This is a genomic window from Aestuariivirga sp., from assembly GCF_044239095.1.
Lineage (GTDB): Bacteria > Pseudomonadota > Alphaproteobacteria > Rhizobiales > Aestuariivirgaceae > Aestuariivirga.
Genome location: NZ_JBIICB010000061.1, coordinates 1 through 17,870 on the forward strand (window position 1 = coordinate 1; position 17,870 = coordinate 17,870).

Sequence of the window (17,870 nt, forward strand, 5' to 3'; positions counted from 1 at the left end):
CTGACAGTCGGCGGCGGAAACGGTGAAACTGATACCATTGCGCATCCTTTCAGATTCGCACGTCAACAAGCCGTTGGGAACCTTCAATCGGACTCTTTTGTCCCGGCCAATCCACTAGATGCCTGGACCAACGGCCCCACGCCTCGCCTGTCATTGGAGCAGAAGAGCGAACTGGCGGCCCTCGTTGACGCCGGCCCCGACAGACAAGCTGACGGTGTGGTGCGCTGGCGGCGTATCGACCTCAAGCTGGTGATCAAGAAGCGGTACGGTGTGGACTTTCATGAGCGGTATGTCGGGACACTCTTGAAGAACCTTGGATTCTCACACGTCAGCGCCCGTCCGCGCCACCCCGGGCAGGATGTTGAAACCATCGCAGCGTTCAAAAAACTTCCCCCAAACGCTGAGTGCCCATCTCGCTGAGTTGCCAGAGAAAACGCCGGTGGAGATATGGTTCCAGGACGAGGCCCGCATCGGTCAGAAGAATGGCATCGTCCGCCAATGGAGCAGGCGCGGATCGAGGCCCCGCCAACCGGCCGATCAGCGCTATGAGAATGCCTATCTATTTGGCGCCATATGTCCGGCACGTGGAACTGGCGCAGCAATTGCCGTGCCATATGCCGACACTGAGGCCATGCAGATGCATCTCAATGAGATCTCCCGCCATGTCGCCAGGGGTGCCCACGCCGTTCTGCTTCTCGACCGGGCCGGATGGCACACAACGAGCAAACTCGACGTGCCCGATAACATCACGCCAATCTTCTTGCCCTCGCGTGCGCCCGAACTCAACCCCGTCGAAAACATTTGGCAGTACCTTCGTGCCAATTGGCTCTCCAACCGTGTCTTCGAAACTTACCTCGAGATCATCGAGGCAGCATGCGACGCCTGGCAGAAGCTCATCGCCAAACCAGAGACCATTACCTCAATCGGAATGCGCCAATGGGCTCATGTCGGTCAGACCCAATGACCGTTGGTATTGCCGGGTGCTCCACGGCCCCGTTTGCCGCCCCTGCGCTGGCCACCGAGGTAGGCGTCATCGATCTCCACACGGCCGGTGAGAGACTTGTCACCGTCGCGTTCGAGCATAACCTGCTTCAGCTTGTGCTTGATCTTCCAGGCGGTGGTCTGCGTCACGCCCAGGCGTCGGCCGAGTTCGATGCTGGAGATGCCCTGTTTGCTTTGGGTGAGATGATAGATCGCACGAAACCAAAGGCGCAGCGGCAGTTTGGTGGAGGCAAAGATCGTCCCTGCTATCAACGAAGTCTGTCTGCGGCAGCCAGTGCACTGAAACAACTCGCGGCATTTCAACATGCTATGCCGCGCCTCACCGCAGGCGGGGCACTCAAAGCCATTCGGCCACCGCGAAGCCACGACAACAGCCCGACATTGTTCCTCGGTACCGTACTGGAGTTCAAATGCAGGCTCGCTGAGCCCCTTCTGGAACTGTACCGTGTTACGCGCAATCAAAAGATATCCCTGAAATCAAAGATGTTCGCTATTTGCAACCGCGTTCAAGCGGCTGAGCAAGGTGCCCAATCAGGACCGGATTTGACACACTGCCCCCGGCATCGCTACCAGAAAAGACCAACCTCAGTCGAAAGCATGACCCCAGACGATGAAGACATGTTTTATAAGTGGTATCACTGGGCAGGATGGTGCGTATCTGGCGAGGCTTCTTCTGGACAAGGGCTATACCGTCCACGGGGGCTTCAGGCGCATCTCGCAGGCGGAAACCGTGAGGCTCGACAAACTGGGCATCCTCTCCGATGTGCAGTTGCATGAATTTGACCTTGCCGATGCGAACAACATCTTCAGGACCATCGGTAAAGTCCAGGCTCACGAGTTCTACAACCTCGCCGCCCAGAGCTTCGTCGGTGCCTCTTGGGAGGTGCCGGTCTACACGTCTGATGTGAATGCGATGGGTGTGTTGCGCATTCTCGACAGCCTGCGGACACTCGCACCGGAAACACGATTCTACCAGGCTTCGACGTCTGAGATGTTCGGACAGGTCGCGGAAGTGCCGCAACGGGAGTCGACGCCTTTTCTGCCGCGTTCTCCCTACGGTGTCTCGAAGGTGTTCGGCCACTTCATAACGAGGAACTACCGTGAGAGCTTTGGGATGCATGCGTCATCGGGAATTCTCTTTAACCATGAGAGCCCGCTGCGCGGGACGGAATTCGTGACACGCAAGATAACCCTTGCGCTCGCAAGACTGGCGCGCGGAGGCAGCGAGCCCTGCGTTCTCGGCAATCTCGACGCCAAGCGTGACTGGGGCTTCGCCGGGGACTACGTCGAAGGCATGTGGCGCATGCTGCAGCAGGACACGCCGGGCGACTATGTGCTGGCGACCGGTGTGAGCCTAACAGTACGTGACTTTGCGAATTTCGTGGCGGAAGCCCTAGGCATGAAACTCGACTGGAACGGCGTCGGCATTGTCGAATATGCAATCGATCGCAAGAGCGGAAAGCGCGTGATCGAGGTGAGCGAGCGGTTCTTCCGTCCGGCCGAAGTGGACCTGCTTCTCGGCGATCCCTCCAAGGCCGCCAAAGTCCTTGGCTGGAAGCCCAGGGTCAGCGTGCAGCAATTGGCGGAGATGATGGCGCGCGCCGATTACGAGGACCTCGGCTGATGCGGACAGAAAAGCCAGGAGCTCCAAAGAGGAAAGCTTTGCGCGCAGTTGGGGAACCGGCTGGCACCGGCGGTGGCTTTCGCGGTTTCATCGAAGTGACCCTAGGTCAGGACATCGCGGGCTGGGCTGCGCGGACGTCTGGGCCGTCCGGAGGTCTTGCCGTCGGCCTGTTCGGCGGCGGCGAGGTGCTGGCCATGACGATTGCCGGCACATTCCACCCTGGCGCCTGCGAGGCCGGAGCAGGTGATGGCATGTGCGGCTTCGTGTTTCCCACCACGCTGGCGCTCCAGGATGCCGCCGCGAAGAATGGCGGCTTGGTCAGCGTTCGCATCATGAATGATGGGGGCCACTGCCTTGGCCAGGTGCGGCTGCTTGGCGCAACCGGAATCTGGGTGGACGCGGGCGGCCTATGGATACAGGACTGCCGCAAGCTCCTGCAGGGAGAGATCGAGACGCTCTGGCGTCTCTCGAAACGGCTCGATGAGACACCTAGCGCCGGAGTTTCACCGCCGCTTGCGGTGCATGGACCACTGTTCTCGACACGGCAGATCATTCCGGGGGATGAGGTGCCCGAGGGTAGGAGGCTGCCTGCCTATCTCGACCTCACCCGGCACCGTCTGCGCGCTTCCTCGAAGTTCGACGTTGCCGGTCACCCGGATAACGCTGATCATTTCCTCGACTTCTACTTCAAGGCCTATGCCGCCAACCGTCCGGAATTGCGCGTTCCCCTCTCCAAGGCGATCATCGATCGCCTCAACGAACCTATCGTCATGGCTGGCCGGCCATTTTCGCTGTCGCGCTATGTCTGGTGGGCTCTGCAGGACAACCCGGAAATGCTGTCACAGATGCGGTTGGACGACGCCGAGAGCATCGCGGCCCTCTGCTATTGGTGGGCATGGCAGGAAGCGAAAGCGAGGCAGGTCGAGGATTGTCTCGTCCCCCCAAACATGGTCCATGTGCTCCGGAGCGTCTCGCCCGGCCGCCGTCTGGAGGCATGCCCGCTCACCTGTTTCATGGAGCTGCTACATCAACACAATCAGAACTATGAGTTTCTTGATCAGACGGGCGCGCCCGGTCGCGTGCTCTATGCACTCAGCCTGATGGTATCTGCCGTGAGGCGCCCCGACATCCTGCGCTATCTACCCACTCAGACGGTCGCTTTGCTCGTGGAGGCGCCTGCCGGCGGCGGCAACGCCCTCGGCCAGTTTCTCCGGCTCGTGGGGCCGGCCAGCATTCCGGAGATGACGCGGGAGCGCTATCGGGGCATCCTGCGGCTGCAGGGCTACGACCTCGACAGCAATCGTTTCACATCAATCACCGCGCAGGGCGACAGGCTCCATGCTGCAATGCTCCCCGCCGTGACTGGTTCCGGCAAGGTGGATATGCAGCTTGTCGGCCCATTCAAGAAGGCGTCAGGACTGGGGCAGGCCACCCGCCTCTCCGCTGATATCCTCAAGGCAACCGGTCTAACGTTGAACTGCGTCGACTTCGGGATGGACAATCCGGCGCCCGAAGGTTTCTCGAGCCATGTGAACCTTGGATCATACACCCCCGCGCGCATCAATCTCTTTCACCTGAACGCTGAATCCATTCCCCTCGTCTACACCTATGCGCCTGATGTGATGTCTCAGTCCTACAACATCGGGTACTTCTTCTGGGAGCTCGAGACCCCTGCGCGTGCTCACTATCTCGGATTGGAGCTTCTAGACGAGATCTGGGTTTCGACGGCATTCGGCGTCAGCATCTATCAGCCTCACACGCGAAAGCCGGTTGTCAACGTCGGCATGAGCTATGAAACGCCACCGGAGATCGATCGCGGCGCGGCGCGGGATGCGCTCAACAGGCGTCATGGGTTCACCGGCGATGAATTCATCGTGCTGACGGCCTTTGACAGTTTTTCCTTCACCCAGAGAAAAAATCCCGTTGCCGCCATCAAGGCATTCCAGCAGGCCTTCCCGGATGTGCCGGAAGCCCGCCTCCTCTTGAAGACACAGAACAGGAACGTCGTTCAAGATCCCGTCCATCACCGCAACTGGCAACAGGTGGACGCCTTCGCCAGCCAGGACCACCGTATCAGCATCATCGACGAGACGCTGTTATATGATGATCTATTGAAACTCAAGGCGGCCTCTGACTGCTACATGTCGCTTCACCGTTCGGAAGGCTGGGGTTTTGGCATGATCGAAGCCATGAACCTGCGCGTGCCCGTGGTCTGCACAGGCTATTCCGGAAACCTCGAGTTCTGCTCGGAGGAAACGAGCTGGCTGGTTGGCTACAAGGAGGAACTGCTTGGCGAAGGCGACTACATCTTCGTGCGCAAGGGCCAGAAATGGGCCGAGCCGGACGTCGAGAATGCCGCTCGCCATCTCCGCTCCGTATATGCAGATGTGGCTGCCCGTGAGCGGAAGGTTGCCGCTGCATACAATAGCATTCGCCGGAACTTCTCAACCGCGGCGATCGCCAAGCGCTATGGAAAGCGGCTTCAGGAAATCCTCGCCAGCCTGGGGCCGGACCAAAATCAATGAATGCCGAACAAATCTCGCCATTTCACGAGGCGCTATAGTGGAAATTACACTACAGAGAGCACTCCAGAGTGAGCGCTTCGAAAATTCAGGCCGCCCCAAGAGTCGCGCGGGAGATAAAGAGCATGCATAGACCGATTCTACTGGACTTGCTTGAGGGTCTCGCTGATGTCCGAGAAGGCGTTGGCGACCTCTTGATAGCAAAGGAGAGACTCGAAGCTGATCCGGCGGCAGGTTATCGACGCTTTTACTACGAATCTATCCTAGGAAGAAGTCCAGAGACGGGCGAACTGGCTGGCGAGCAAATCAAAGATCGAATGCAATGCGCCTTGGATTTTATCAGATCGAAGGAATTCGCAAACAATCACATCGAAACATTCCGCAGGCTATATCCGCAAGTGCCAGCGAAGTTCTTTCTGCATGCTCCAAAGTCAGGAGGTACAACGGTCATAACTGCTCAGCGCCGTTCCGGCAAGTATGCCTTGATGATGGCACCTCAGTTTCTGCTGTTTGATTATAGTCCTGATCGATTGAAGTATTATGCCGAGGTGGTGTCTCAGCTTCGATCGGGTGTGAAGTACATTGCCTTGTTTGGCCATCCCACCGGTGCACTTCTGACCGAGAAGCGATTGAAGCGGGAGACCGACGAGGTTTTCTCAATCATAAGAGTCTGTCCGAAGAGTTCATGCTGGATTGCATAGCTTCCTGAGCATGAGCCTGATTGAGGCGAGGTGCAGGAAGGAAAGGGCTTTTCGGTTGAAGCATTCCCAGTCTTTGGCCAGCCTTCGGCAGCGATTGAGCCAGGCGATGGTGCGCTCGACGATCCAGCGTTTCGGCAGCACGACGAAGCCCTTTGCCTGATCTGATCGTTTGACGATCTCGATGTTGAGTTTGGTGATGGCCTTCTTGGCTCCGCGCTGGAACACGTCGCCGCTGTAGCCGCCATCGGCATAGAGTTTGAGCAGAAACGGATAGAGGCCGAACAGCGTCGCCATCACCAGGATACCTCCATCACGGTCCTGAATGCCGGCATGGTGCACCATGGCATGCATCAGGAGGCCCTGAGTATCGACGAGAATGTGCCGCTTCTTGCCTTTGATCTTTTTGCCCGCATCGTAACCGGGCAGGTCAGAGACCCCCCTTTTTCGGCACTTTTCACGCTTTGACTGTCGATGATCGCAGCGGTGGGAGAAGCTTCCCGCTCCACCCGCTCCCGGCACAGGACATAAAGCGCATGATGGAGGAGCGTGATCGTTCCGTCCCAGGTCCACAGGTCGAAATACCCATGCACCGTCGAGCGCGGCGGCAGATCCTTGGGGATCGCCCGCCACTGGCAGCCGGTCGACAGAACATACATCAGGCCGTTCACCACCTCGCGCATCACCACCGTGCGCTTGTCCCCGCCGCGCTTGCCTGGCGGAATCAGCGGCGCGATGACCGCCCATTCCGCGTCCGTTAAATCACTGGGATAACGCAGCCCGTTGCGATCATACCGGGCACGGTTCTCTTGCGTCCACATCGGTGGCCTCCGGAAGAATCACTCCAAAGACATGGAATCACAAATGATTCATCCGATTCAAGAACTCTCGGGACAGACACTAAGAGATCCACTCTCGGGAATGATATCGTACATAAACTACATACTCACAGCAGTAGGTACGGGCGTAGATACGGCAACGGCTCGCATCTGGAGGAATAGACTGCAAGATCTGCAGATAAACTTTGGTGAGCCAATTCCGGAAGAGGCATTTGCTGCTGTAGTAGACAGGATTCTACCTGATAACACGATCTGCAGAGCGTTGAGTGGGAAACCGTCTTTTGACAAGTCACTGGACAGCATACGTGTACTGAATACCCGCATTATCGGACTGGAGAATCTGGAGGCGTATCTACATGAGGCGGGATTGCCTTTGGTGAGCCCTCAGAATGTATCAAGAAAGTTTCTGACGGAGGAAAATCTCTCAAGAGAATTGCGGACAGTAATTGAAGGCCGCATTGAAGAGGACTTGAAACTGTTCCGCTGGTTTGGAGGATCGAAAGACGCGCCTAACCGAGCAACATATCCCGACCGACCTGCACCATCGACCATCACAGCGGTTCCTGGCGGGGTTCCGTCAGTCGAAAGAAGGAGGCGCGTTCTTTACTACTCGGTCCATGGTGCGCTCGAGTATGATGATTTGCGCCTTCTTCATGAGGCCGGGTTTGACGTGTTTTCTTTGGGTTCATTTGGCGATCCGGTGGTCAAAAGTAACCAACTGCGCAAGTCAGAGCCTTACTTCACGAAACCTGAAGATTACGCTGCGATGAATGAAGGCGGGGTCGTCATCACAGATGGGCGCAAACGGATTACGCAGTCCTTCGCGGATCGGTTTGACGCCGTCATCGTCAACCACGATCCGCATTTCATTATCGACAACGTTGGCGTGCTCGAAAATACACTCACAATCCGCCGCACCTTGGGCCAGACAACCAGGGGCCAAGAGAACGGACTTAAGCCCTATCGGACTACCTTCAAGACGGTGCGGTATTCACCTCGTGAGCAGCGCGAAGGCATGATCCCTTGCGATGCTGCAATCTACTTCGGCAAGTTCCCTGACCAGTATTCAGATTACAGGGGTGGAGACTGTGTTCTCACATTCATGTCGAGGGCGCGCCGGGACCTGGCAAGGCCAAAGCTTTCAGATTATCAAGCCATCATCCGCGGCTTTAATGCGAAGCTCTACGGCTTGGCAAATGAAGGCATCGAGAACTGGCTCGGAATATGTCCTGAGGCTGCTCAGCCGGACGTCTACGCGGACTGCCGGATGTATCTCTATACTCACAGTCTGATTGCCTGTTACACGCTCAACTTCATGGAAGCGATGCTGACCGGCTGCCCCATCATCGCGCCGTCGGCGCGTTTCGTCAGCGCCGGCAATCCATATCCGGACTGGAACGAGGGCATGTACGAGGTCCAGGAATTCCTGCAGGGCGGCGCTGGTCTCACCTATGACTCGGTGGAGGAGGCAAGGCGGCTGATCGAGACAGTTTCTGACGAAGAGCTTGCCGCCACGTCGGAGCGTGCAAAGACATTCGCGCGGGCTCGTTTTGATGGTAACAGGATCGCCCGGGAGTGGCGGGACTTCCTGCTTCCCTTGCTAAGCTAGCGCGTTCAGGCAACCAGCCGATGCCATTCGCCCATCCCATCCAAAGAACGCTGGTCCTCGTGGCCCAGCCCGAATATCTGGCGACCGACGACCTCTTGATCATCCGGGAGAAGATGGCCAGGCAGGCGCCGGACATCCATGTGCTGGTGGCCGGACGTGCGGACAGGGCCGAACTGATCAGTGCCTCCTACTGGCAGCGCCCCACCCTTACCGTGAGCTTTGGACCGATGGGCAGGTTACGGCCGCTGCGCGGCAAGGTCTTCGCCAATGAGGCCATTCCCAAGCTTGAACAGTACCGGCGGCTGGCGGCCGCGGGCGTCGCCACGCCGCGCACGGCGCCCTTCCGGTTCGGGATGGAGCTTCCCGCCGCGGACTGGGGGGAACTCTGCGTCCTGAAGCCGGAAGACATCGACAGCACTTCGAGCGGACGCGGCCTCTATCTTTTCCGCACCCGGCGCCTCGCGGGTCTCATGGTGGATGATCTCCCGCTATCGCATTTCGCGCGGGTCAAGCCGATGATCGTGCAGTCCTTCATCGATACGGGCGAGAGGTTTTCGGTATACCGGTGCCTCACTCTATTCGGGGAGGTGATCTACCAGAACCTCGCCACGGCGCCCGAGCCCCATCCGCCGCTGGCCTCGGACGATCACGTCATCGAGGGCATTCTCCCGGAGCCTCCTCGGTCGCGGACAACGCCGGTGATCAACACGGAGCCCGATGTCATGGCCTTCGCCGCCGCGGTCCACGCCGTGTTCCCGGACATCCCATTGCTCGGATGTGACATCGTGAGGGAACACGCGACAGGCCGTCTCCACGCAATCGAGATCAATGCTGGGGGCAATGTCTGGCACCTGTCCTCGCCGCGCACCAGCAGCTGGCGCTCCATCACCAAGATCCAGGACTATCTCAGGACTTTCCAGTCCTACGACAAGGCGGCGCTAGCCCTCATCCGCACCGTGCGGCGGCACGCCAGCTGAAGCGGGCTTCAGCCGCCCGGCATTTGCAGTCAGCAGCATGGCGGCCTCCCGCATGCGGCCGAGCCTTGACAGGCTGGCGATCTCCACCTCGAGCGCGTAGCGCCCGAAGACATCCCGGTCATATGCGACGAGCCCCGGCTGAAGCGAGTCCGGGTCAATGGCCCGAAGCGCCTTCGCGATGGCGAGGGAGCGGGCCGCAACCCCGAACCGCAGCTCGCGGGATGCCAGGGTGAGAAGCAGGCCATGGTTTCCGGGGTGAAGTTCAAGCCCGTCATTGATGATGCTCTGCGGATCAAGGCCCCGGTCCAGCATCGATGAAGCCAGCATCTGACAGGCCAAGGCCGCATCCACGCCGGATTTCGCGGCTTGATCCCGCCTTGCGGCCTCCACGGCACGGAGGCTCGCGGCATGAGCCTCTGCGTAACGGCCCAGGCCAAGCAGTGTTTCCGTGAGGTGAAACCAGTAGAACACCCGGTCGGGGAACTCCGCGGCGCAGCGTTCCAGAAGCGGCAGGTTGCGCTGGTGCTTCCGGCTGAGGTCACCCTCGTAACCGAAGTGATCGATTTCCAGCGCCGTCAGTCCCACGGCCGCTCCGCCGCTGATTGCGGCGAGGGCGTATTGCAGCGTCTCATGAATCGCACCGTGAAACCTGATGCGCGGATCGATTCGGAACAGTCGCGTGAGGCGGTAGCGGGTATAGTTCGCCTTGGGCCGCAAGAGGATGTCCGCCGCCATCCATTGGGGATCTATCAGCCGGCGGATTGGTTCGCAGCAGCCTGGCGCGATTCGCTCATCCGCATCGATATAGAGCGCCCAGGGTGTCCCGCAGAGGCCGATGGCGTGATTTCTGGCCGCGGCGAAATCATTAATCCAGGCGAAGTGTCCGGTGCGCGCGCCAGCGCGCCGGGCGATGGCGATGGTGTTATCCGTTGATCCAGTATCAACGACTACAACATCATCCACCAGCCCCGCCAGCGAATTCAAGCAGTTGCCAAGATGGGCTTCCTCATTCCTGACGATGAGAAGGCCGGTGACCGGAGTTGTCTGCATCCAGGTCCGCTGCGGGCGTCAGTGTTTCGTGGCGGCCTTCCGGCCGGTCACATATTTCCAGCGTACAAAACGTGCCCGACTGTTCCGTAGGCTGCGATGTTGAACGACTGAAGTGAGGGAAGCTTGTAGCCGCCCTTCTTGAGCTGCTGAATAGCGGCCTTTTTCACGGAAGGCGAAACTTGTTCCGAATTCAGCATGTTTTCCCCAGCCCTTGGAAACTTGACTGTCATGTCCTTACTAATTTCGCCCCGCGATTTCAACAGGATTGTCGTCCCTTCCGGCAGGCCGAACCGTAAGCCGAGCCAAAATTCATATCCATGCAGAAATCTATGGATTGTTCAGCGGCCACCCGTTATTAGTCTGAGGAATCCTGGGGGATCCGCAATGCCATTGTCTTCGAGAGCCTTGTCCACCGCCGCGGTTGCGGCCATCGTCGCCGCAGCCTTCGGTGTGTCGTCCGCACATGCGCAGGAGACTGCGAGAGGTCCGTGGGAAGGGTTCTATTTCGGCGTGACCGGCGGATACGCCACGGGTGATGCTGACGTCGAAGGCATGCTGCGCCAGGATCACACTGATGTGGGCTCAGCGCTTGTGTCGGAGGACGGCAAGGCTGACCTCGATGGCGGCATGGTTGGAGGCCTCGTCGGCTTTGATTACAACCTTGGTAACGGCATCGTGATCGGCGGCGTCGCCGACATGTCTTGGGCGGGCCTGAGCGGAGTGGCCGATGTCGAACCTGGCGTGATCCTTGGCCCCACCGACTACCGCGTCGATACCTCGGTCGACTGGCTGGGAACACTTCGCGGTCGCATTGGCTTAGAACTGGGCGACGCATTGATCTACGGCACGGGCGGCGTGGCGCTTGGAGGCGTTGATGCAAACCTGAATGTCGTTGGTGATGGCGGCATTGGTTCAGACAGCAACACGCAGATCGGCTGGACGGCAGGCGCCGGCGTCAGCGTCATGTTAACCGACAACCTGATGCTGGGCGCGGAATATCTCTACGTCGATCTAGGCGATCAATCCTATGACTTCCGAGGCTATGGCGACGCCGATGTCGGCATAGACATGCATGTCATAAGGGGCTCGTTCAGCTTCAGGTTCTGAGGTCGGTTGCCATTCTCTATGGGATCAGGGGACGCGTGCCGGTCCGGCACACCAGACTTGGTTATTGCGTATGATTTGAAGTTAGTCGGCAATCTCCCTTGATTGATGTTCGTGAAGACGCGGGGCGTGGGCCACCGGCACGTGAGTGAGACATGCTAGATGGTTGACCGTTCGCGCCCCAAAACGTCGAAAACGAGCAGCGGAAAGCTGCGGGCCAGCAAGCCCGGGTCACGCGCAAGCGCCGCAGGGGCGAAGCCGGCCTCCAGGAGTTTAAAGCCAGGCAAGGCGGTCAAGCCATCCGCGAAGAAGCCCCGTCCCCGTAAGGGCCCGTCTGTTTCCTCCCGCTCCGGCAAGGGCGAGGCCTATATCGAGCAGGCGGGTGAATGGCAGGTCATCGACATTCATGACGGCATTGCGCTGCATGACACAGCGAACACGACGATGCACTATCTCAACCATATCGCCGCCGCCGTTTTCCTCCTCTGCAAGCAGTCCATTGCCATCACCACGGTTTCGGCCATCATCCAGGAACAGTATGAGCTTGATGCGAGCCCGGAAGCCGCCATCCGGAAGACCGTCAACGAGATGATGCGCGTGGGTCTGCTGAAGGCAAGCAAGAAACCCGTTGCAGGGTAACGGCCCCTCCAGTGCGAGCTGGCAACCGGAAAGGGACGATGCGCAATAGAGGGACACTTCTGTTGCAGTCTCTCGATGCCGCCACGGGGTCACTGCCTGCCCATGAGGCTGTGAGGGTCGTGCGCGCATCGGGCATGTTCGACGAGACCTACTACCGGAATCGCTATCTATATGCCGATCCCGTTCTCAATTTCGTCGATCCGATCAGCCATTATCTCGCCATCGGCCGCATGAAGGGTTACCGTCCATCCGAATCCTTCGATGCGGATGAGTATCTGCGCAATGACCCGGGTGCAGCACGGAGCTGCATTGATCCGCTTCTCCATGCCGCCATGAAGGTTGGCAAGGTTCGGCGCCAGGGCCGTGCTGCCATACTGGAAGGCATGCACCAGGAGACCGCATCTCCCTTGCCCGGCATCGCGGCGGCCCTTCCAAGGCGCAAGCGGGCTAGGGAACCGAGGCTGGATGTCATCATGCCGGTCTACAAGGGCCATGCCGAAACGCTGAACGCGATCGAGTCGGTACTGCTGTCCTCGAACAGGACGCCATATGAATTCATCGTGATCAATGATTGCTCACCCGATGAGGCGCTGACCAGGGACCTGGCGGCGATGGCATCACAAGGCCACATCAGCCTCCTCACCAATGCGAAGAATCTGGGCTTCGTGAAAACCGTCAATGCGGCGCTGAGCCTGCACACGGACCGCGACGCGGTTCTGCTCAATAGCGACACGCTGGTCTTCGGCAACTGGCTTGACCGGCTGATCGCACATGCGAGCAGCACGGTTGCCACCGTAACGCCATTCAGCAACAACGCATCCCTCTGCAGCTATCCGCGCATCTTCGAAGCAAACCGTCTGCCGGAGGGCCTTTCCCCGCGCTCTGCCGACATGCTGGCCGCGCGTGTAAACCGTGGTCAGTCCGTGGAGATTCCCACCGGCGTCGGCTTCTGCATGTACGTATCACGCCGCGCCCTTGACCAGGTTGGGATGTTCGATGCGAAGTTGTTCGGCAAGGGATATGGCGAGGAGAACGATTTTTGCTTGAGGGCGCTGGATGCCGGCTTCCGCAACCTTCATGCACTGGACGTGTTTGTATTTCACAAGGGCGCGGTTTCGTTCGGAAAGGGCTCGCTCCGGCGGCAGAACGGCAACGCGGCAAAGCTCGCGGCCAGACACCCCGTCTTTCGCAAACGCGTAGCCCAATTTGCCATCTCCGACCCGGCACGGCCTGCGCGGATGCTGCTCGACATAGCGGTCTTGCTGCGTAGGAAGAGAAGGCAGGCTGTTCTGTGTTTCGGATCGCCTGGTGGACAGAGGAGGAAGATCCGGGAGAGCGTGTTTCATGCGCTACCTGAGCCGGGCGGCAGAGCGTTGAGGCTGGAGGCCCCCGGTGATGGATGGGAAGCACCGAACCTTCGGGGCATAGACTTTATCGGTCGTGGCTCGAAGCTCGAATTGATATTGCGTTCAGGTAAATTCGCCCGCATCGAAGTTCACGATTTTGGGGGCTTCGCGGAGGAAGTGCGCCAAGAACTCCGGCGCATTGCCCGCGCGCTGCGCATTGGCCTGACCTTCGCGGGAATTGCTGGCGTCAAGCAGAGAGCAGGCAAGCGATGAGTGGGGAAAGAACACGTGGATCCGCGCTGGGAATTCGAACTACGTCTAAAACTGGGCTTAATGAAATCAATTACTTGCAGGCAGAGACGGTTGGATCTCAGATCCTTTCCCTCCGCCATTTAGCCCTTAGGCAAATCTCTCTCCCTGAATCTTGAGCGTCGAAAATCCCCAGTATTTGCGGGCTTCTCGGCGAAAAGCTCCTGAATGAGGAAATGCCAGGCGAGTCGATTTTCGTCTCTCTCTGCCCCCTATTCTCCAAGGCTCATGACTGCGCGGAAAAGGTACGGCAGCGATAAACATCAGAAATCAAGGGATATTCCGTGACAGCTGTTGCCGTACTTCGCTGTAGTCAATCGGTTGAGCGCGCGGCCCTCTCATCCAACCCGCGTAACGCCCCAAGCCCGCACCCGCCCGTGCCAACCTAGGTCTAGGATCCATGGCAGTTCAGAATGCGAGTTCAGCGCGACGGTCAGCGTCTGCCTTGACCATCCATCACCCGGCATCGCCCGGGGCCTACCGGATCGACCTCGATACTGGGATCGATCTCTGCAGTTCTTGCCGCGATCTCGCTGAAATCCCGCTCATTCTCGGAACTGCGGTGAACGATGACGAGATTTCGGTTTGGCATTGCGTGATGATTGCTATGGAAGCTCAATTCTACTTGCCGCCGCCGCCTGCAGCTAACCCTTCGCTGGCGGCAGAGCCGTTGTCCGCCAGAATCGGACGGTCAGGGCCGCTCCCGCGCCAACCAGCGCAAGGATGAAGCCTGCCCAGATGCCGGCGGGCCCCATGCCCGCCCAATGCGCCAGCATCCAGCCCAGCGGCAGCGCAACCGGCCAATAGGCGATGGCCGATACGGCAGCCGGCCACGCCGTGTCGGAAAGTCCCCGCAGCGCACCCAGCATCGCGGACTGCACAGCATCGCAGATCTGCATCGGCGCGAAGGCGAGGAAGATCGCCGCTGTCAGCGCCACGACCTCCGGATCCTCGATCACGAGCCGCGCGATGGCTTCACCCCTGAAGACCAGCAGCAGTGCTGCAGCCACGAGCCAGACCATCGCCACCGACACCGCCGCCAGCGCGATGGGGCGCAGCGCCGCGCCATTGCCAGCCCCCCGTTCCTGGGCCACGCGGATCGCCACCGCTCCCGCGATACCGAGGGGAAGCATGTAGAGCAGGCCGCCGATCGACTGTGCGACCTGATTGGCCGCAAGGGCCACCGTGCCGAAGCCTCCAATCATCAGGGTCGCCACGCTGACCGAGGCGGTCTCCACCACGTACATTGCACCCAATGGCGCCCCCTCGCGAAGGGTCAGGCCGATCTCCCGCCGTTCCACCGGGCGGCGCAAACGCAGCCGCCGCATCGACGGCGCATGGAGCCACCACAAGAAGGCGGCTCCCAATGCCAGCGCCTCGGCGAGGAAGGAGGCAACACCCGCCCCGGTCAGGCCCAGCTGCGGGAAGGGGCCGATGCCCCAGATCAGCGCATAGTTCAGCGGCACGTTGATCGCCACGGCAAGGAAGGCGAAGGCGGCACCGAGCCAGGGCCGCTCCACCGCCTCGAAGGCGGACTTGAAGGCGGTCAGCACCGAGAAGGGAACGAGGAAGGCGCAGATGAAGAACCAGTAGGCCGGCATGGCCGCGATCACTTCTTCCGGCTGGCCGAACAGCGGCAGCAGCGGCCAGAGCGCCGCCATGACCAGCGCCGCGCCAAGGCCGATGAGCAGCCCGAGCGCCAGGCCGGCGCGGAGGATCAGGGATATCCGCCGACCCTCGCCCGCGCCCCAGGCGGCACCGATCCGCACCGACAGGGCCGAGATGAGACCATAGATCGCCGCATAGAAGAGCATGGCCACGGCACCGGTGAGCCCCACCGCCGCAACCGGCACAGGACCGAGCGGCGCAAGCATGACCGAGTCCGTCACGCCGATCAGGGTGGAGGCCGCAAGACCCATCACGATGGGCGCCGCCAGACCAACGATGCCTGGCACCTGCTGCCAGACCGCGCGCAACGTCAGTCGTCCAGGCACTTGCCGTTTCTCCACATTTGACATACCATTCGTATGTCAATCCGATAATCACATACGGTCCGTATGTCAATTGCACGACTTGCCACCCGCGCCGAGGCAGCCGAACAGACGGCGGCGCGGCTCGTCGCCACCGCCCGCCGCGCCTTTGCCGAGAGGGGCTTCGCACAGGTCTCGCTTGATGCACTGGCGGCCGAGGCGGGTGTCACCCGCGGGGCGCTGCATCACCACTTCACCAACAAGGCCGGACTGTTCGAGGCCGTGCTGCGCGCCGTGGATGCCGAGATCGGCCATGAGCTTGACCGCCTTTACGAAGCCGAGCAAGACCGGTGGGAAGCCTTGCGCAACTGCTTCCATGCCTATCTCGACCTGGCGCTGCACCCGGACCGCCGGCGCATCCTGTTCCTTGACGCGCCTGCCGTGCTTGGCACCCGTGCAATCGAGATCCTGATGGCGTCAGGCTTCGGACCCATGGTGGAAGATCTGACGATCCTCGTCGCCCAGGGCCGCATCCGTGCGATCCACCCCGAGGCCGTGGCCCATGTGCTGAATGGCGCCGTCATGGCGCAGGTGATGTGGCTTGCCGGGTCCGAGAGCGAGGACGCAAACCGCCTCGCTGCCGCCCATGCAGCGCTGGACGCCGTTTTTGACGGGCTCACGGCAAGAGGCTAGAACATAATCAGGCCTTCGCGAGTATACCTACAATCGTGCCGGCCTCCGTCACCATCTGCGCCAGCCGCTTGTCCCTGAACCGCAGCCTCAGAACATCTGTGCCGATGTCCACACGCTCCATAAGAAGCTGGATGAGGTGCGCCTGCTCAGTGGGAAAGAGCTCTTCCCAGAGTGAATCAAGGGCCGCCAGCGCTGGCGGCGAGACCGCCCATGCACCAGCATTCAACACGGACAACTCGGTGAGGGCTGATCAACTGTCAGGTAGGAGTTTGTGCCGATCTATAGATAGGATCAATGCAGAGCAGCAGCCGCGTCTCGCTGCTTGGGACGGCAGGCGATCTGTGCCATAACGGGCAAAGTCCCGCGGAGGCATTCGCACCGCCATAGATCACGATGGCTTCAGGCGGCACCTGATGAATCAGCATCTCATCAAAAGACTCACCAAAGTTGACTGAGTAGGCAGTATTCGGGTCTGCCCACTCGGTGCCGGGTCCGCAGTAGGTGCAGAGCAATCGCATCGTCACCGAGTCGACATGAAACCGGGGGCAGGTTCGATCAGTGGCCTTTTCCAGTCGAACGGCTGCGCAATCTGATCCTGCCATCTCACATAGCCTTCTTGCGCAACTCTTGATATCGGCCACCAGCCAGTCGAGCAGGGTAGAATCCAGTAAGCGTGGCAGACCGTGCAGAAGGCTCTCGGCGAGGCCTGCCGCAGGACCTTCAATCCTGACGTGCTCCGGCAGAAGTGGAAGGCTCTCGCGCAGGAGCGAGCGGATGTGCGCGGGCAGTGCCCGCCTCTTCAGGAGGAAGGGCACGAGACCCAGCGGGACGGATTTGAGTTCGAACTTCGAAACCATCAGGCGGCCTCCTTCTTCCGCCACACCGGAAACGGGTCCGGCAGTTGCGACCATGCAGCGAAATCCGGTTTGGAGGCCGGTATCAGGCAGGTATCGAGCGCAGCCCGGATGGCGGATTCGTCCAGGCCGGTGCCGATGAACACGACCTCCTGGCGCCTGTCGCCCCAGACCGGGTCCCAGCGTTTTGCAATCCACGCTTCCCAGTCGGAGTCGTGGGGCCAGGACTCCTTCTTGATGGCGGCCCACCAGAACCCGGCTGCCTCGGTTCTGACAAGAGCGCCGGCCTGGCTGACCTCTCCGACCCATTCGGGCCGTGTTGCCAGCCAGAAGAAGCCCTTGGCGCGAATGACGCCGGGCCATGGCGTGTCGAGGAAGGCCTTGAACGCCTGCGGATCAAAGGGCCGACTTTCACGGTAGACGAAGCTCCTGATGCGATATTCGAGGGTCTCCGGAACATGGTCCCGAAAGCCATTGAGTTCCTTGTACCAGATCGGATTCTGATGTGCCTTCTCGAAGTCGAAGCGGTTGGTGCCGAGGATCTCGGACAAGGGCACGCGCGAGAAATCCGTTTCGATCAGCCGCGCGTCCGGATTGAGCGCCTTCACGATGCTGCGGGCGGCCTTGCATTCCG

General features: G+C 60.1%; 17 protein-coding genes and 2 pseudogenes. 11 read left to right on the forward strand and 8 right to left on the reverse strand.

All coding sequences use genetic code 11. The features are described from left to right. On the forward strand, positions 1-420 hold a 420-nt coding region (locus tag ACILRA_RS07890), incomplete at its 5' end, for a winged helix-turn-helix domain-containing protein (protein ID WP_395661552.1). After that, on the forward strand, positions 359-964 hold the full coding sequence (locus tag ACILRA_RS07895) for an IS630 family transposase (protein ID WP_395661553.1): 606 nt from the start codon (positions 359-361) through the stop codon (positions 962-964). The genes ACILRA_RS07890 and ACILRA_RS07895, both read left to right, overlap by 62 nt. Positions 965-981: 17 nt before the next feature. On the opposite strand, the pseudogene ACILRA_RS07900 reads toward ACILRA_RS07895, so the two are convergent. Then, positions 982-1,461 (reverse strand): annotated as a pseudogene (locus ACILRA_RS07900) (IS1595 family transposase); the annotation flags it as partial. A 151-nt stretch (positions 1,462-1,612) separates the two neighbouring features. Between ACILRA_RS07900 and gmd the strand changes: the two are divergent. From gmd to ACILRA_RS07915, 3 genes are all read left to right on the forward strand, one after another. Then, positions 1,613-2,626: a GDP-mannose 4,6-dehydratase gene (gene gmd / locus ACILRA_RS07905; RefSeq protein ID WP_395661554.1), complete on the forward strand. Its 1,014-nt coding sequence runs from the start codon at positions 1,613-1,615 to the stop codon at positions 2,624-2,626. 95 nt (positions 2,627-2,721) lie between these two features. Continuing rightward, positions 2,722-5,151 carry a hypothetical protein gene (locus ACILRA_RS07910; protein ID WP_395661555.1) on the forward strand — a complete coding sequence of 810 codons (2,430 nt, stop codon included), beginning with the start codon at positions 2,722-2,724 and terminating at the stop codon, positions 5,149-5,151. Between the two features lie 122 nt (positions 5,152-5,273). Then, positions 5,274-5,849 carry a hypothetical protein gene (locus tag ACILRA_RS07915; RefSeq protein ID WP_395661556.1) on the forward strand — a complete coding sequence of 192 codons (576 nt, stop codon included), beginning with the start codon at positions 5,274-5,276 and terminating at the stop codon, positions 5,847-5,849. Here the strand turns inward: ACILRA_RS07915 and ACILRA_RS07920 are convergent. Next, positions 5,832-6,667: pseudogene (locus ACILRA_RS07920) on the reverse strand (IS5 family transposase). The gene ACILRA_RS07915 and the pseudogene ACILRA_RS07920 overlap by 18 nt on opposite strands. 43 nt (positions 6,668-6,710) lie before the next feature. On the opposite strand from ACILRA_RS07920, the gene ACILRA_RS07925 reads away from it, so the two are divergent. Both ACILRA_RS07925 and ACILRA_RS07930 read left to right on the forward strand, forming a co-directional pair. Further along, complete coding sequence (locus ACILRA_RS07925; protein WP_395661557.1) at positions 6,711-8,294, forward strand: glycosyltransferase; 1,584 nt, start codon at positions 6,711-6,713, stop codon at positions 8,292-8,294. Between the two features lie 20 nt (positions 8,295-8,314). Further along, positions 8,315-9,271, forward strand: a complete 957-nt coding sequence (locus tag ACILRA_RS07930) for a hypothetical protein (RefSeq protein WP_395661558.1) — start codon at positions 8,315-8,317, stop codon at positions 9,269-9,271. On the opposite strand, the gene ACILRA_RS07935 is transcribed toward ACILRA_RS07930, so the two are convergent. Further along, complete coding sequence (locus tag ACILRA_RS07935; RefSeq protein ID WP_395661559.1) at positions 9,233-10,321, reverse strand: glycosyltransferase; 1,089 nt, start codon at positions 10,319-10,321, stop codon at positions 9,233-9,235. The two genes, ACILRA_RS07930 and ACILRA_RS07935, sit on opposite strands and share 39 nt — an antisense overlap. A gap of 384 nt (positions 10,322-10,705) precedes the next feature. Between ACILRA_RS07935 and ACILRA_RS07940 the strand changes: the two genes are divergently transcribed. Then, positions 10,706-11,428 carry an outer membrane protein gene (locus tag ACILRA_RS07940; RefSeq protein ID WP_395661560.1) on the forward strand — a complete coding sequence of 241 codons (723 nt, stop codon included), beginning with the start codon at positions 10,706-10,708 and terminating at the stop codon, positions 11,426-11,428. A 159-nt stretch (positions 11,429-11,587) separates the two neighbouring features. After that, the gene (locus ACILRA_RS07945; protein ID WP_395661561.1) at positions 11,588-12,064 is read left to right on the forward strand and encodes a PqqD family protein; all 477 of its coding nucleotides are present in this window, start codon (positions 11,588-11,590) and stop codon (positions 12,062-12,064) included. A gap of 167 nt (positions 12,065-12,231) precedes the next feature. On the opposite strand, the gene ACILRA_RS07950 is transcribed toward ACILRA_RS07945, so the two are convergent. Beyond that, positions 12,232-12,453: a hypothetical protein gene (locus ACILRA_RS07950; RefSeq protein WP_395661562.1), complete on the reverse strand. Its 222-nt coding sequence runs from the start codon at positions 12,451-12,453 to the stop codon at positions 12,232-12,234. 84 nt (positions 12,454-12,537) lie between these two features. Between ACILRA_RS07950 and ACILRA_RS07955 the strand changes: the two genes are divergently transcribed. Further along, positions 12,538-13,683 (forward strand): glycosyltransferase family 2 protein, encoded by a 1,146-nt coding sequence (locus ACILRA_RS07955; RefSeq protein WP_395661563.1) that lies wholly within the window; start codon positions 12,538-12,540, stop codon positions 13,681-13,683. 680 nt (positions 13,684-14,363) lie between these two features. Here the strand turns inward: ACILRA_RS07955 and ACILRA_RS07960 are convergent. Then, positions 14,364-15,713, reverse strand: a complete 1,350-nt coding sequence (locus ACILRA_RS07960; protein WP_395661564.1) for an MATE family efflux transporter — start codon at positions 15,711-15,713, stop codon at positions 14,364-14,366. 63 nt (positions 15,714-15,776) lie between these two features. On the opposite strand from ACILRA_RS07960, the gene ACILRA_RS07965 reads away from it, so the two are divergent. After that, on the forward strand, positions 15,777-16,382 hold the full coding sequence (locus ACILRA_RS07965; protein WP_395661565.1) for a TetR/AcrR family transcriptional regulator: 606 nt from the start codon (positions 15,777-15,779) through the stop codon (positions 16,380-16,382). A 7-nt stretch (positions 16,383-16,389) separates the two neighbouring features. On the opposite strand, the gene ACILRA_RS07970 is transcribed toward ACILRA_RS07965, so the two are convergent. The 3 genes from ACILRA_RS07970 to ACILRA_RS07980 form a co-directional block, all read right to left on the reverse strand. Next, entirely contained in the window at positions 16,390-16,611 is a 222-nt protein-coding gene (locus ACILRA_RS07970; RefSeq protein WP_395661566.1) for a hypothetical protein, read from the reverse strand. 28 nt (positions 16,612-16,639) lie between these two features. Beyond that, the gene (locus ACILRA_RS07975) at positions 16,640-17,239 is read right to left on the reverse strand and encodes a DUF1826 domain-containing protein (RefSeq protein WP_395661567.1); all 600 of its coding nucleotides are present in this window, start codon (positions 17,237-17,239) and stop codon (positions 16,640-16,642) included. Further along, positions 17,239-17,870 (reverse strand): GTP-binding protein (locus ACILRA_RS07980; protein WP_395661568.1); only part of this gene is annotated, 632 nt, incomplete at its 5' end. The genes ACILRA_RS07980 and ACILRA_RS07975, both read right to left, overlap by 1 nt.

Coding starts and splice junctions, on each gene's coding strand:
- ACILRA_RS07895 (WP_395661553.1), top strand. CDS start 359: ATGTTGAAACCATCGCAGCGTTCAAAAAACTTCCCCCAAACGCTGAGT.
- gmd (WP_395661554.1), top strand. CDS start 1,613: ATGAAGACATGTTTTATAAGTGGTATCACTGGGCAGGATGGTGCGTAT.
- ACILRA_RS07915 (WP_395661556.1), top strand. CDS start 5,274: ATGCATAGACCGATTCTACTGGACTTGCTTGAGGGTCTCGCTGATGTC.
- ACILRA_RS07925 (WP_395661557.1), top strand. CDS start 6,711: ATGATTCATCCGATTCAAGAACTCTCGGGACAGACACTAAGAGATCCA.
- ACILRA_RS07930 (WP_395661558.1), top strand. CDS start 8,315: ATGCCATTCGCCCATCCCATCCAAAGAACGCTGGTCCTCGTGGCCCAG.
- ACILRA_RS07935 (WP_395661559.1), bottom strand. CDS start 10,321: ATGCAGACAACTCCGGTCACCGGCCTTCTCATCGTCAGGAATGAGGAA.
- ACILRA_RS07940 (WP_395661560.1), top strand. CDS start 10,706: ATGCCATTGTCTTCGAGAGCCTTGTCCACCGCCGCGGTTGCGGCCATC.
- ACILRA_RS07945 (WP_395661561.1), top strand. CDS start 11,588: ATGGTTGACCGTTCGCGCCCCAAAACGTCGAAAACGAGCAGCGGAAAG.
- ACILRA_RS07955 (WP_395661563.1), top strand. CDS start 12,538: ATGCCGGTCTACAAGGGCCATGCCGAAACGCTGAACGCGATCGAGTCG.
- ACILRA_RS07965 (WP_395661565.1), top strand. CDS start 15,777: ATGTCAATTGCACGACTTGCCACCCGCGCCGAGGCAGCCGAACAGACG.
- ACILRA_RS07975 (WP_395661567.1), bottom strand. CDS start 17,239: ATGGTTTCGAAGTTCGAACTCAAATCCGTCCCGCTGGGTCTCGTGCCC.